Origin of the sequence: Bacillus sp. AY2-1, from assembly GCF_008368965.1 — a bacterium.
GTDB lineage: Bacteria > Bacillota > Bacilli > Bacillales > Bacillaceae_G > Bacillus_A > Bacillus_A thuringiensis_S.
The window spans coordinates 1-14,564 of record NZ_QPEL01000034.1; the positions used below are offsets into that span (position 1 = coordinate 1).

The following is a 14,564-nucleotide window of genomic DNA, read 5'->3' on the forward strand; positions in this document are numbered from 1 at the left end:
TATTTCGTTCATTCCTCCTTACATTCACTGAATTTTTCCTTGAGGGTCATACGCGTCACTAATAACGGTATAAAAATGCAACAAGTATAAAATTCATAAAATATTCACAAATTTCACGAAAAATATAAACATTTATTCCAATATATTCTATATAATGAAATGGAATAAGGCTTCTATGAATCTCATAGAATACCTTACCCCTAATAAAAAAGAAAAAAGAATCCCTTTGGATTCTTTTTTCTTTTTTAATTACATTACATATTTATATAAAGCATGTGCCACACCATGTTCTTCATTTGATAACGTTTCGTATTTACAGATTGTTTTTATTTCTTCAACTGCATTACCCATCGCAATTGATATGTTCGCTTTTTCCATCATAGAAACGTCGTTTAGCCCATCACCTATCGCTACAGTGTTTTCAACTGGAATATTAAGATATTCTGCTAAAGTATATAATCCATTCCCTTTTTGAGCATCTCTATGATTAATCTCTAAATTGTGCCAATATGAAGATGTAATTGCTAAATCTGTATTATGAATAAATGTTTCTTTTAGTTTTTTTAATTTCTCAATATCATAAGAAAATGGTAATAGTTTATGCACATGTATATCTGTTTCTACAATTGGCTTACAACTTTCCGCACTATGAAACGCTGTATGCTCAAGATATAATGCTGCGATTGTTTTTAACTCTTTCAAGTCGAAATTTTCTTTTGAATTCTTCACATACTCAATTTCATTACGTACACTCTCTACTCCATAATCCGGTACATACACACCTTTATCAGTATAAAGCTGATAATATAAACCATTCTCTTCAAGATATTCCACAATTTCAAGTGCCTGCATATTTTGAATTGGATATCTCTTCATCATTTTCTTATCTTTATATATAAGCGCACCATTTTCCGCAATGATTGGACACTCTAAATCAACTTCTAACAATAATCGTTCAATATCAACAATAGAACGTCCAGTACAAATTGCTACAACATGGCCAGCTTCTTGACATGTTCGAATTGCTTCTGCATTTTCTTTACTAATCATTTTATTCCCCGAAAGAAGAGTTCCATCTAAATCAATTGCGATTAATTTCATTATTTCTTCACCACTTTCTATAAATACACGAGTTCTAATTAATTATTAGGTATCGTTTTCATACAATCCTCGTGAGGTACTTCTTATTTATAATTTATGAAAAGCGTTTCAGGTCAAGAAATAATTAAAAATAAAATCCAAAGCTTTTCTTTTTAAAAAGCTTTGGATTTCAAACTATGAATTATAACTAATGTATTTTGTCTCACACATGTACACATTTTTTTCTTCAGTTGGGATATATACTTTAAACTTTTCTAACCGTTTTCCATAGATATGAATTGTGATAACGCTTTCCTTTTTGCTAATTTCAAGAATATGACAATCCGCAGGTGGAATGACTTTATCGGTTTCTCCTTCTCCCAAATAAAGATTTCCTGTATGTGTTAAATAAACAAGTGAATTTCCAAGTTGTTTCGTTTGTATAAAGTTCTGCACCATTATCCTTCCTGAAAAGACGCCTTCTACCCCCCATGTGCCGTCATGATCATGTAAAGGTGTAGATTGTCCATCTTTCCATACGAGAGCTAGTACTTCAAAACGTTTGAGCGGATCCTCATACAATAAATGTCGTGCATATTGAGTCGAATTCGCCTTCTGTTTATCTAACGGAAGCCATGTTTTCTTTTCTAAAAGTTCTTCTAGTAACTTTTCAATGCCACACACTATTTCTTCTTCAAATAAACCGTTTTCCATAAGATCTGTAACACCTTTAATAAACTTTTGAAATGATTTACTTCCATTACAAGTCAACATAGGAATCCTCCTCTACGTTTTATACAACTCCATATTAAGGTAATTACCTGAAACTCACAATTGAGAAACAAAAAACAAGATGCAAATGTATGCACCTTGTTGAGATTTTTATTTGGCTTTCAATCGAATAGGTAAGTATTTTAATGTTTGTTCATTTTCCAATATACATTTTTCTAAACAGAAAGATGGAGATAGCTCTATTTTTTCAAAAGCATTTATAAAGGTAGTTAATGCAATCTCAGCTTCTAAACGTGCAAGTGGTGCTCCTAAGCAAAAGTGAGGACCTTTCCCAAAGGTTAAATGCTTTTCATTTCCTATTCGATGTACATTAAATTGAGAGGGGTGTGAAAATTTTTTCTCATCTAAATTCGCTGCACTAACCCACGCAACAATCATCTGATCCTTTTTCATTAAAGGGCCAAATATATTTGTATCCTCTGTAATCCTCCGGGCCAATGTAACAGGAAAGCGATAGCGTAATACTTCCTCAATCGCTTTTGAAATTAAGCTAGGGGTTTTTCTTAAATCTTCATAAATTCCAGGTGAATCTACTAAAAAGCAATAAAAGCTATTAATAATTAAATTTGTAGTGGTTTCATTCCCAGCCGCTAGTAAACCTAATGAAAAGGTTACAATTTCTTCATCGGTTAATCTTTCGCCTTCATATTCAGCTCGAATTAAATCGGAAATGATATCATCAGTTAAATGATATCTCTTTTCCTGAACGATCGGTAGAAGATATGCTTTGAATTCATTTAATGCTATCTCTTTCTCCGCATCCAGATCATTAAACTTTTCTTTACTATACGGCATAAATAAAATATCAGACCATGCTTTAATTTTTTTACGATCTGTTGTAGGGACTCCTAATAAATCGGAAATAACGGTAACAGGTAAAGGTGCAGCAAACTGTTCAACGATATTAACTTCACTATATTTTTCGATATGCTGTACAAGTTCATCTGCGATAGCCTGTATTCGAGGTTTCCACTGTTCTAGACTTCTTGGAGTAAATGCCTTAGAAACAATGGAACGTACATTGCGATGTTCTGGTGGATCTGTAGAGTTTATATTTATTCTAGTTTCTAATGGAGGGATTGAGAATTGTCTGCGCTCCCTTCTACTTGAAAATAAGCGATAATCTGATAAAACACGATTTACATCATCATATAAAAAAACATTCCATACATCCTGCTCTTCATCATAATGAACTGGGTGATTATCCCTCATCAAACGATACCATTCATATGGATTCCATAATTCTTCTTTTGTTTTCAGCTTTGAAATTTCATGAACTAAAATAACATTTTCAGGTGAAGCCATAGTTCTTTCCTCCCTTTTCTTTTACAATAAAAGTGATAGGTCGGCAGTTCAAAGTTGTATAAACTATCATATGTTATTTTAACATATACTAAAGGAGATTTTTCATTAGAGAACTTGAGAAATATATAAGGGGGATTTTTATGTACGTTGACATTTTACTACTAGCAGAATTAACGACAGGACCAAAACATGGATATGAAATCAAAAAAAATGTTCAAAATCGTTTAGGTGAGAATTTTGAATTAAATCACAACATGCTTTACCCTGCCCTTCGGCGCTTTGAAAATATGGGTGCTATAACGAAAAAAATACATAAACAAGTTGGAAAACCAAATCGAAATATGTACGATATAACAGAAACAGGAGAAGAAATTTTTTCTGAAATGTTACGAGAGTTTCCCGAAAAACTTGCGACAAATAATGCAGAATTTCTTGTTCGTATCGCACTATTTGAAAAACTTGAATATGAAGCTAGAAAAGAGATTTTGACTGTACGTCAAAACGTACTACATAATCAACTTACCGCTATCCAGTCCCTAGAGGTTACCTCACCCTTTATTACTGAAGTCATTGAATTTAGTAAATCACGAATTGAACATGAATTGAGTTGGATTACATCACTTATGAAGAAAATATGAAAAAATAACAAAAAAAGCTAAAATCAATGAATGAAAATGATATTTATTATCAATACTATCATTAATAAAAGGGCAACCACGATTTGGCTACCCTTAAACAATTTACACTTCTGGATCGAATGTTTTGCAATCTGTTTCTTCCGTTGTAGATGCATGTTTACCTTTATGACTTACTACGTAAATTGCCTCTGCACTACATTTATTACCGTTCGCCCAAAATTTACAGTTGTTTACTTCACATAAAACGTCTTGTGCCATAGTATCACACCTCCTTGTTCTATTATCATTAACAAAATTCGGAGGTATGATACTATTTGTCATCCATTTTTTATTCCCTTTTTAGCTTTCTTAATGGTTCAATATCTCCGCGTACAATAGCATCAATATTTCCAGTTATTTTTTCAATATCAAAATGCCACCATTGAATTTGCAATAATTCTTGAATTGTTTCATTTGAAAATCTCTCTTTTATTTTATTTGCAGGGTTTCCACCAACAATTGTATATGGTGCGACGTCTCTAGTCACAACAGATTTAGCTGCAATGATTGCACCATCCCCTATTTTTATTCCGGGCATAATTGTTGTATCCATACCAATCCAAACGTCATTTCCTATAACTGTATCACCTTTGTAAGGTAAATCAGACAAACTAGGTGTATACTTCTCCCACCCATTTCCAAATATATTAAATGGATATGCCGAAAATCCATCCATCCGATGATTGGCTCCGTTCATAATAAAGTTAACTCCAGATGCAATACAACAAAACTTTCCAATAATAAGGCGATCTCCAAGAAATTCATAATGATGTAATACTCGATTTTCAAATTTTTCTCCATCTTTCGCATCATAATAAGAATAGTCACCAACAAGTATATTAGATTTTGTTATTGTATTTTTTATAAATTGAACGTTTTGATTTCCTTCAATAGGGTATTTAATATTTGGATTAGGATTCATTCTGTACAGCACTTCCTTTACCACTTATTTCACTTTCTATCGCTATTACTGGCTTTAAATTGTATATAGGTATAATAAACAATAATCCAATTATAAAAAGTAAAGCCGTCCCTTCATACATCATACTTAATGAAAACATCTCTTTTAATGAGCCAGCTATACTCATCGTTACTACCATTGAACCGGTAAATAGTGGACTTAAAATACCATTTACACGACCTATAAAATCGGTATCGCTATTTTGAATAATAAGCGTATTAATACCAATTTGGATACAAGGAAGAGCTAAACCACTAAAAAGCTGCGCTGTAAGTGTAACCCATAAATTTGTAGAATACCCTATAATGCTAATACCAATTGCTTGACCAAGCATACCGATAATTAACATCTTTTGCGGAGCAACGTTTTTCGCAAATACCATCGCTAATGCTCCGCCAACAATCATTCCCGCACCATTTACTGTTAGTAGCCACTGTAAACTCTCTTTTGATAATCCTAACTGCTCAGTCACAATAAATATACCTAATGGCTGAATTAATCCTATACCTAGTCCTGCAGCCATAAAACAAAGCCCTAGCAAAGTTAATGCTTTTTTCTTTTTGACATACTTAATACCATTCTTCATCTCCTGCAACAGAGTGATATCTTTCTTTTCTACGTCGTTTTCAAGATCTTTCGGAAGAAATAACAATACAACTGCCGCAAGTAAAAACGAGATGCCTGTTATGATGATTGAAATATAAATTCCAAAACTATGAAAGATAAATGTCCCTAGGATTGGTCCTAATACCATAAATATTGCAAATATCGTTTGATATATAGACATTGCTAATTGAATTTGTTCCGTTGATAAATGTTGTTTAAACAACTTCATTCCAGATGGTTGTGAAAACTGTGAAAGGATTGCAGAGATGAGTGTCACAAAAAACACAATTTTCCACGTTCCAAACATAAGCGTAATTAATACAGCGAATACTGAAATGGAACTTAACGTCTCACACCATATCATTGTCTTCTTTGGCTTCCACCTATCAGCAAAAGTACCGCCAATAAATGAAAAAATAAAAATTGGAGCGAATTCAGCAACTGAAATCATCGAAATAGCAAAAGCATCACCTTTTGTCATTTCCATTACATATAATAATACCGCAAAGTTTCGAACCCATATTCCTATTTGTAAAAATAATGCTGATGCTAAAATCCCTTGAACAAACCGATTTTTTAATACTTGTGATACCCCATTGTTTTGTTTCGTTACTACATTTGTCGACATAAAAAAGCCTCCTATTTCATGTTCTGAACAGGAGGCAGCACAAATCATATAAAAAGACTATATATTCGCAGAGCGAAATACATCCCTTTTCTATAAATGTACAGACTAACCCTATTCAGAAGAATATTTCGTTTTTTAACGAAGATCTCTTACAAATAGAATTAGTTGATCATTGGGATGTCTTCACCCTTCCGTTTCGAATTTAAATAACACATACATACTCTATGTAAATCATTTTCGATGTATGCATGTCTCCTTTTACTATTCTAGAAAGTTAAAGGCAATTCCTCTAAAGAACGCATTAAATAGTTACCTTGCCATTTAATTTCTTCACGATTCCCTTTTATTTGTAGTTCAGGCATTCGATTAAACAAAGTAGTAATAGCAATCTTTGCTTCCAACCTAGCAAGTGGAGCGCCTAAGCAGAAATGGCTACCATGACCAAAGGCAATATGACGATTATTTTCCCGAGTAATATCGAATACTTCTGGGTTTTCAAATACAGTTTCATCACGGTTTGCAGAAGCTAAGGCAATGACAACCATATCTCCTTTTTCGATTGTTTGGTCGTGAATTTGAAAAGGTTCATCTGCCCATCTTGAAGTTGTAACCTCAACTGGAGAATAATATCGTAGTCCTTCCTCAATAGCGGCATCAATTAATTTTGGATTTTCTTTTAATAACTGTAATTGATCTGGATTTTCGAGGAGCGCTAATACCGTATTTGTTATTAAATTTACCGTTGTCTCGTGTCCCGCCACAATTAGTAACATTATCATTGAATATAGTTCCCGAGCGCTAAGTTTATGCCCTTCACTCTCTGCAAGTATTAAAGCACTCACCAAGTCTTCTTTTGGCTCTTTTCGTTTAATATCAACTAAATATTGAAGATATGTAATAAACTCAGATAGTTGCTTTTCAGTTTCTTTTATTTCTTCTGGTGTTTCTGGGTAAGCAATGACAGCATGAGACCAAATTCTAAATTTCGCTTGATCTTCTTTTGGAATGCCAAGCATTTCACTTATTACAATAATCGGTAAAGGGAACGAATAATCATCAACAAGATTTAATGAACCCTTTCGCTCGACTTCATTTAACAAATCATCTGCAATATCCTGTATTCTTCCTTCCAATTGCGTGATCATCTTCGGTGTAAAAGCTTTTTGTACGAGTGATCGTAAACGATTATGGTTAGATGGATCTGAATTTAACATATGAGTAGTTAAATAATCACTATTGTCAACAGTAAGAAACACATTCAATGTATCTTGAGAAAATACATTGGCTGGATCTTTTTTTAAGCGACTATCTTTTAAAAGTGGCAAAGCATCTTCATATCTTGTGATAAGCCATTCCGCACCTAGTTCAGTTTTATTCACAAATAAGATAGGTTGCATTTTTCTAGATTCTTTATAAATTTCATACGCATCTTCTTTAAATTGAGCTGAAGCTAAATTAATGCCCTCCTCTATTTTTAGTCCAACCTTGTTTTTCATTGACATTGTATTCCCTCACTCTCATTTGTTTTTGAAAACCAACCCAACATATGCATTATACTCTAATAAAAACGTGAAAATTGTAAATTTTTAACCAAAATCTTACTTCGTATATTGAAAAATAAAAAAGTGAGAGAGTAAAATCGTTTCACTCTCCCACTACTCTTTATGCGAAGCACATAAAATTACTAATTTGTTGATAGCGATAACTTACTTTACGACGACGACCACCTTGCCAAGTGTAACCTGATACTCCGTTTCTTCTCACTTCAGTCGGAAAGAACCATAAGTCCCTTCCGAAAGGACCAGGACGATGTAAACGTAAATAGCCCCATCTTCCTAGACAATTACACATCCATGATTTCATATTGCCCGCTTGAGATGGAGACGCAAAGGTAGACGGTAACGACGGAGCTTGCGACGGCGGTGGTGACGTTGGAGCATCTTCCGCATCATCTGGTCTGTAATCTTCTTGTTCCATATCTCTCGCTTCATCTACAGATTCATACCCGTAGTTTTGTGGATTATAATACATCGCTTGATCATATGGATAATTTTGTTGGTTATACATATTAACAAATCACCTACTTTTCATTCATTACCTTTAACATTTATATGTGATATGCCCTCTCTGGGAAGCTTATGTTATAGCCCAAATTCAACTTAAAAAGCTCGTATTATTAAAAATACGAGCCTTTCAAAAATAGAAGGTGTTTATTATTTCCTTAACTTCACACTATAAAAACGCATTTCATCTAACGAACCTTCAAATTCAAATACTTCTTGTTTAATTAATTGTTTCAAGCGATATTCTAAGAAAGTATCTCCAACCAATTGTTCAACAAGACCAAGTGCTTCACCAATTACTCTAGGAGCTTTGAGGAATTCTCGATCAGCACCCACACTTTTCGCGCATTCAATTATAAATTGATCAAAATAATCTTCTTGTACAGAATATACTTCATTTTCTTTCCACACTCTTAAACATTCTACGCTTCCCGATATTCTATCCCATTCATGTTCAAACTTCATTCGCTTCTCTTCAGTTAAATAAGGTAACTTTGCAAAACTTTTTTGGAATAGAGCTAAACTTTCAGGTGGTAATTCTCCAGTTCCACGAATATCATACTCTTGTTTTAATATTTCTCGACTTGCTTCAGATGTATTAATAACTCGAATGTTTTTCTTATCCTTTAATTGTGCCATTACAAAACTTAGGCCTACATGTTCATGTGCATTATCAGCCTTCCAAATTGTAATAGGCGTTTCAACAGGAATAGTATGTAGTTCTTCTATAGTTGCTATAAATCTTGATAAATATTCTTCTTCAAAATAACTATCATAAGCAGTTAAATTATTTATTAACCACTTCTGTCTTGCTAGTTGCCCCCCATTCGTATGCAACTTATATATCGGTCCAATTGAAAAGAATTCAGAAAAAGCAACAACACTCTCTTCAAATAATTCTTCTTGACTTAACATATATGTTAAGCAACCAGCCGTTGAATCATCAAAAGCAATATGTACGTGCGTACTTTCTTTTACATTTCTTTTATAAGTAGGATTACTCGTTAATTGTTTCGGAATATCCATCAAATTTTTAATTGTATCTTCACTATAGTTTTCTTCTAATAAGTTTAACTGTATGAGAATACTTTGAAGTAAATCTTTAACCTCATCCTCGTACATATCCTCTACAGCATTTTTAATTTTATCTATCACACAAATCCCTCTATTCATTTCAAAAATAACGTAGATTATAGTGTATCATTTTAGTATAGTTCTTTAAAGTCAAATCCAGATTGCTAGAGCAATCTGGATTTTCAACAAATACTTTCCTTATATTTTTGAATTGCTAAATATTTTTACTTTGAAAATCCTTGTATCTAAATGTATAATTATATAAAAACAAAAATATAGGAGCTACATTTATGGAGAAAGTACTTACTAATTATAGACATTACTTAAAAAATTGGAGATTTATATTTATTTGCATACTACCTGTTATCGCCTTATTCGTTACTTTCTATGTCATCTTCGAACTACTGTTTCATCAAGATTTCTACTTATCTAACTTAATTTCTGCTATCATATTATTTTTAATATTTACTAATGTTAAAGATAAATTTAACATTAAAGGCTAAAGAACATTATTTAAAAATAGCCCTTTATTCTTGCATCCTACTATAAAATAAGGCTTGCAGTAAATTTTTACAAAAATAAGAGCACCCTGCAATTGGATACTCTTATGTGATTAGATGTTTTTTCTGAGTATTAAGTAGGACACGAAGATCTTGTCCTACTACATAATATATGCTTGTACTTATTATTTCGTGCATATATTAAGCACCATGTTCAGGTACTTAATATATGCATAGTCATTGCTAAAAAAATCTACTCAAATATTCACTATACAATTTCATATTTATAAATTAAAAAACATCCATTGGGGATGTTTTTTATCTAACGATTTTAAGCTTCCATAAACTTAGCCGGTACACCAATTTTTTCAACTACAGAAGATATATTAGTAGGATTAATCATTACATTTTCAATACATACTAATTTATTTTCTAATATCCCATTCTCTGTAGTAATAAGTTCTTCAAACCGATCTAAAGTCATTGAAAATTTGTGTTCACTTCCACCATTCATACTAACTTTTACATACTTCATAGTGTCACCGCCTTTCATAATAATTTACATTTCGACAAGAAGGCGCTTACACCCTTTTTTATTTACTCTTGGATTTCTCACGTTTACATATATTTTGAGAAAAGAAACTACTATTATTTACTCACAAAATTATTACTAATAAGAAAGATAAAGATAAAAATGCACAAAGTGGAATATATAAACCAGTATCCATTCTAGCGAAGTGCGTATCTTTTTGTCGTTTAAAGATACCAAAATAATTAAACTCACCAATTACTCTAATAGAAAAGACGATCATACAAATCCAGGAACCGACTTGAATAATAACATTAGGAACTGCAAAATGAACAATATTTGCTTGTTGCAACAAAATTATCGCTGCCATACTTAATAATAATGCAATGAACAATGTCATTCCGGCACGAGGTGTAAACGCCTTTTCCCCTGATTTAGTTGGTATAACACTATTTGTCCCCCAATTACCTCCGAAACCCCAATATACATGTAAAAAGCTAACTAAGAATAATATACAAGCAGATATATATGTAATGATAAGCATTTTATCCTCCCCTTATTTTATTTAACTTCTCACCTATAAAATATGCTATCCCCCCCCTCATTAGCAACCTTTATTTAATTACATAAAAAAACCGTAATGATTTATCAATATTAAGATAAGTCATTACGGGGTTATTAAACTTCATTATGCATTAAACCTATTTCTTCGGCGTTCCATCCTTGTTTGACCTTGAACTTCATTTTCTTTGTATGGATCTATTTTCTCTGTCATTTTATATGTTGCAACTGGTTCTTCGTACTTATGCTCATGTATCTTTTCTGGAATTTTACTTTTAGATTCTTTCCCACCAAACTTAAATAGTTTCATCTTTAATTTCGGTAATCTCGGAAGACGAATCTTAAATGATAATCTTTTGCGTTTCTTTTTTGGTCCAAGTAGATTTATATTTTCTTTATTATTATCTTTCTCTTTGCGGTGAATGAACATCGCAAGTAATCCTCCTAATACAAGTCCTCCAATTAATAGTAATATATATACATAATGGCTTGTCATTAAACTCGTCATGCGTTCAAGTATGACTAACGACTGTACTTCTTTTATATCCCATAGTAAAGCGGCCCATAATGAGAATAATCCCAAAGTAAGTCCATATGTACGAAAACGAAATAAACATGGAATTAACGCGACACATGCAGCAATTTTCGCATTTACTATGATTGAGCTTGTTGTAATATCCTGATGCCAAATAACTAACAGTAATGTTATAAATGGCGCATACGCTATCCAGCTGCATATACGTGAATACATCTTTTTAGCAAAATAACTACCGAAACTAGTAAAAAATAAAAGCCCTCCAATATATACAGATTGTTCTAGAGGGATTTGCTTTGTAAGTCCTGCAATTGGAAAGAGGACGCTCAGTAGCATTAAGAGCACATCTAATTTCTTCACCATTCCCCATTCCTTTCAAATTTTTTCAATTAATAAAAATCGCTTTTCCATTTGGTATAGTTTTTGTATTTCTAAAAAACATATTAATCCTGTCTGCACATAAAGTAAATATGTAAACGAAAAGATACTTGACAAATGATATCCTTATTTGCATAAAAAAATGACAAATCCTGATCGATATAACGAGCAGGATTTGTTTACTAGTATTTAAAGTAGAATAATTGAATCTTTCTTTTCTACTTTTACTACATCTACATCCAATTCATCATCAAATTCTTTAAATTCTCTTGCATCTATGTCAGTAATATAACTCTTTATTACTTTCTCCATATGTACGGAATATGTCATGTGTACATTCTTTTTCGAAAGCATACTAGAATTACAGCACATGTAATGTATCATTTTAGCGATATAATCCCTTTCTACAGGTTTTACACCTAATGGTAGAATTTCAATTATATATCGCTGAAAAACTTCACTACAATTAAGTGAATATTCACCAGTGCTATAATACATCCCTTTTTGATCTGCATATAAGCCTATTCTATCTAGAGCATCATCACATTCTATTACACCGTAGCTTGGTACATCAAAACCTGTATTTATTCTAATAATATTTAAGTTGGGAACCTTTAATACCTCTGGAACAATATCAGGTAAAATATCTGTATTAATTTCTTTATTTTGTAACTCTTTTATCCAATATTTTCTCAAATTTGCATCTACAATGAAGTAAACTTGTTCATTTTGTTCTTTTGCATATTGTACAATTTCCATTAATGTTTCGAAAACATATTGTTTAAAAAGAGCCCCCATATCATTTCTCTTTGATGGTTGTGATAAAAATGCATTATGTTTATTTATATTTAATAATACGTAATCAATCTTTTGCCACTCTGTATTCCCATATAATTTATATAAAATTTCTTTTCCTTTTATTTTTGAAAGAATAGGTAAGAAATCAAATTTCGATATTCGTTCAATTGATAAATTAACATATGTACAAGGTAAATTTATCTTATTCCAACTACGCTTCAAAAATCCTTTTTGTTCTAATAGACTAAAAACACTATTTACAATTGTTTTACGAGATACACTTTGGCCTATAAATAAATTAATAAATGTTGAAATACGATTTGTTCGTGCAAATCCCTCTCTAATGATTTGTTTTGGATCAATTTTTTCGCGTCCATCACAATTTTTCATTGCGATTAATGCTAATGTCGCATCACTGCGCTCACCCGCGGTAGCATAGACAGCTTTCGTAACATCATCTACAAGATTTGTTTTATATTTTTGACAATATTGCATTTTATATGGATTTTGTAACACCTTTTCAATATTGTATCTCACAATCTTTAATAATACTGGGAAATCTGTATTCAATACATAAGAATTTTCCCCAATTTTAGTCAAAACAATTTCGCTATCAAGTAATACTTGTTCTATTTCCAGCGCTATATTTTCAGACCAAACTTCTAATGTTAATGTCTCTAATCCTTTTGGTGCAAATAAAGGAAATAATTCATTTTTGTTATTTGTTGCTACCTTTTTACATTCTGGAAGTATTGTGAAATAAGAGAATTTACGCTGGAATTCTTTAAATAAATACTCTCTTTCCTTTACTTTTATACCTGGTTCTATTTTAGTACCTTGGACTTTATATATTCTTTCATTGTATGGAAATAACACCCTTTTATTTTCCCCGACAATATAATCTTTCGGATATTGGAGAATATGGTCTAAATCCAAATCTCCACCTATTTGAAAATCATCTTTTAAATTTCTAAATATCTTAATCCATTTCATGCCGGTTGTAGCTTGTTGCATTTTTAGTTTTACAAACCGTATTTTTTTATTATTTGATGCAAACTCTGGGGTAGAAATCAATATCATCCCTCGTTTTCGTCTGAAAAGTAAAGGAATATCTGGATGATTATATTCTTGATAAAATCTCCGAATCCCTATTGAAATATTTAATAATGGAGCGTTCTCACCACCACGGGTTATGCATTCGAATCGATATACATAGGAGAAAAAATCTTGTGTTTTTTCATCTTTTATTGGCCCTGACATCGCCTCACAAATATTTTGTGATCTAAGAGGAGAAAAATAGATTTCTTCTGCATTTGTATTTTCTAAATATATAGGACGCTCACAAAAAATATGTGAGATTAAAGCGGGCACCCACTTAGAATACGTTTCATTATCATGTAGTACTGGCAAATTAGAAATCAAATCGGATTGCCATTCATATTTTGGTGGCTCTACTAATTTATTTGGTTTCCAATCATGAATAATCTCATACCAACTTTGAAAAATATAATTGAGCTGCTCTTGTTTAATAGGTTCTTTTGATACAATCCATGGTGTATTTTCATTTAATACGTACGGATTATGCTGAATAAACAATATATCAGAAAACATATCATACAGTCTTTCATTCAAACGTTTCAACTTACTCGTTAATAAAAACGTCTTATAATGTATCTCTACGATGTCCAGCCATTCAATAGGAAAGTATATAAATGATACCTTTTCATTTAAAAGAGGTTCTACTATATTTTCAAATGTTAACAACCTTAATTTTTTCATAAAATGATTCTTTCCTTTCTTCAGTTGTCTTGATTATCAAAAAGCTAGAACAAAAGTTACTTAATCTAATCCATTTAAACAAAGTATTTAAAAGAAAAGTAAAAACTATCTACATAAAACATTATCAAACCGACTCTTTTAAAAATTAAAAGTAATTATTATCTACAACACCTCTTAGTATTCATAATTTAATACATTTAAATTATATAATACATATAATATATTGTACTTATCATTTACAATAACTTTACAGAAAAACCAAAAAAGAACACCTTAAATTGAACTGCACCCCAATTGT

At 31.7% G+C, this 14,564-nt stretch carries 15 protein-coding genes; 2 read left to right on the forward strand and 13 right to left on the reverse strand.

Annotated features, from left to right (window positions below; translation table 11 throughout):
- Positions 1-249: 249 nt before the first annotated feature.
- The 3 genes from DN403_RS09370 to DN403_RS09380 all read right to left on the reverse strand — a co-directional run bounded on the left by DN403_RS09370 (position 250) and on the right by DN403_RS09380 (position 3,177).
- Complete coding sequence (locus DN403_RS09370) at positions 250-1,101, reverse strand: Cof-type HAD-IIB family hydrolase (RefSeq protein ID WP_000766389.1); 852 nt, start codon at positions 1,099-1,101, stop codon at positions 250-252.
- Positions 1,102-1,275: 174 nt separating this feature from the next.
- Positions 1,276-1,854 (reverse strand): cysteine dioxygenase family protein, encoded by a 579-nt coding sequence (locus tag DN403_RS09375; RefSeq protein WP_000954440.1) that lies wholly within the window; start codon positions 1,852-1,854, stop codon positions 1,276-1,278.
- Between the two features lie 108 nt (positions 1,855-1,962).
- The gene (locus DN403_RS09380; protein WP_149185419.1) at positions 1,963-3,177 is read right to left on the reverse strand and encodes a cytochrome P450; all 1,215 of its coding nucleotides are present in this window, start codon (positions 3,175-3,177) and stop codon (positions 1,963-1,965) included.
- A gap of 140 nt (positions 3,178-3,317) precedes the next feature.
- Between DN403_RS09380 and DN403_RS09385 the strand changes: the two genes are divergently transcribed.
- Entirely contained in the window at positions 3,318-3,815 is a 498-nt protein-coding gene (locus DN403_RS09385; RefSeq protein WP_000289121.1) for a PadR family transcriptional regulator, read from the forward strand.
- Between the two features lie 102 nt (positions 3,816-3,917).
- Here DN403_RS09385 and DN403_RS09390 read toward each other — a convergent pair whose 3' ends face one another.
- From DN403_RS09390 to DN403_RS09420, 6 genes are all read right to left on the reverse strand, one after another.
- Positions 3,918-4,073: a DUF1540 domain-containing protein gene (locus DN403_RS09390; protein ID WP_000046095.1), complete on the reverse strand. Its 156-nt coding sequence runs from the start codon at positions 4,071-4,073 to the stop codon at positions 3,918-3,920.
- A 70-nt stretch (positions 4,074-4,143) separates the two neighbouring features.
- Positions 4,144-4,776, reverse strand: coding sequence for a Vat family streptogramin A O-acetyltransferase (locus DN403_RS09395; RefSeq protein ID WP_001069207.1), 633 nt, complete (start codon positions 4,774-4,776; stop codon positions 4,144-4,146).
- Positions 4,766-6,049 (reverse strand): MFS transporter, encoded by a 1,284-nt coding sequence (locus DN403_RS09400; RefSeq protein ID WP_149185420.1) that lies wholly within the window; start codon positions 6,047-6,049, stop codon positions 4,766-4,768. Before DN403_RS09400 ends, DN403_RS09395 begins: the two co-directional genes overlap by 11 nt.
- A gap of 266 nt (positions 6,050-6,315) precedes the next feature.
- A complete protein-coding gene (gene cypA / locus DN403_RS09410) occupies positions 6,316-7,551 on the reverse strand; it encodes a cytochrome P450 (RefSeq protein ID WP_149185421.1) in 1,236 nt (411 codons plus the stop codon).
- Positions 7,552-7,711: 160 nt separating this feature from the next.
- Positions 7,712-8,116: a hypothetical protein gene (locus tag DN403_RS09415; RefSeq protein ID WP_000282691.1), complete on the reverse strand. Its 405-nt coding sequence runs from the start codon at positions 8,114-8,116 to the stop codon at positions 7,712-7,714.
- Between the two features lie 146 nt (positions 8,117-8,262).
- Positions 8,263-9,267, reverse strand: a complete 1,005-nt coding sequence (locus DN403_RS09420; protein WP_016098570.1) for a DUF1835 domain-containing protein — start codon at positions 9,265-9,267, stop codon at positions 8,263-8,265.
- Positions 9,268-9,476: 209 nt separating this feature from the next.
- Here DN403_RS09420 and DN403_RS09425 point away from each other — a divergent pair, with 209 nt between their 5' ends.
- On the forward strand, positions 9,477-9,689 hold the full coding sequence (locus DN403_RS09425) for a hypothetical protein (RefSeq protein ID WP_000416837.1): 213 nt from the start codon (positions 9,477-9,479) through the stop codon (positions 9,687-9,689).
- A 328-nt stretch (positions 9,690-10,017) separates the two neighbouring features.
- On the opposite strand, the gene DN403_RS09430 is transcribed toward DN403_RS09425, so the two are convergent.
- From DN403_RS09430 to DN403_RS09445, 4 genes are all read right to left on the reverse strand, one after another.
- The gene (locus DN403_RS09430; RefSeq protein ID WP_000878369.1) at positions 10,018-10,221 is read right to left on the reverse strand and encodes a hypothetical protein; all 204 of its coding nucleotides are present in this window, start codon (positions 10,219-10,221) and stop codon (positions 10,018-10,020) included.
- 121 nt (positions 10,222-10,342) lie between these two features.
- Positions 10,343-10,759 carry a DUF3995 domain-containing protein gene (locus tag DN403_RS09435; protein WP_000905578.1) on the reverse strand — a complete coding sequence of 139 codons (417 nt, stop codon included), beginning with the start codon at positions 10,757-10,759 and terminating at the stop codon, positions 10,343-10,345.
- Positions 10,760-10,903: 144 nt separating this feature from the next.
- The gene (locus DN403_RS09440) at positions 10,904-11,671 is read right to left on the reverse strand and encodes a DUF3959 family protein (RefSeq protein WP_074790193.1); all 768 of its coding nucleotides are present in this window, start codon (positions 11,669-11,671) and stop codon (positions 10,904-10,906) included.
- Between the two features lie 207 nt (positions 11,672-11,878).
- Positions 11,879-14,266 carry an RNaseH domain-containing protein gene (locus DN403_RS09445; protein ID WP_149185422.1) on the reverse strand — a complete coding sequence of 796 codons (2,388 nt, stop codon included), beginning with the start codon at positions 14,264-14,266 and terminating at the stop codon, positions 11,879-11,881.
- Between the last annotated feature and the right edge of the window lie 298 nt (positions 14,267-14,564).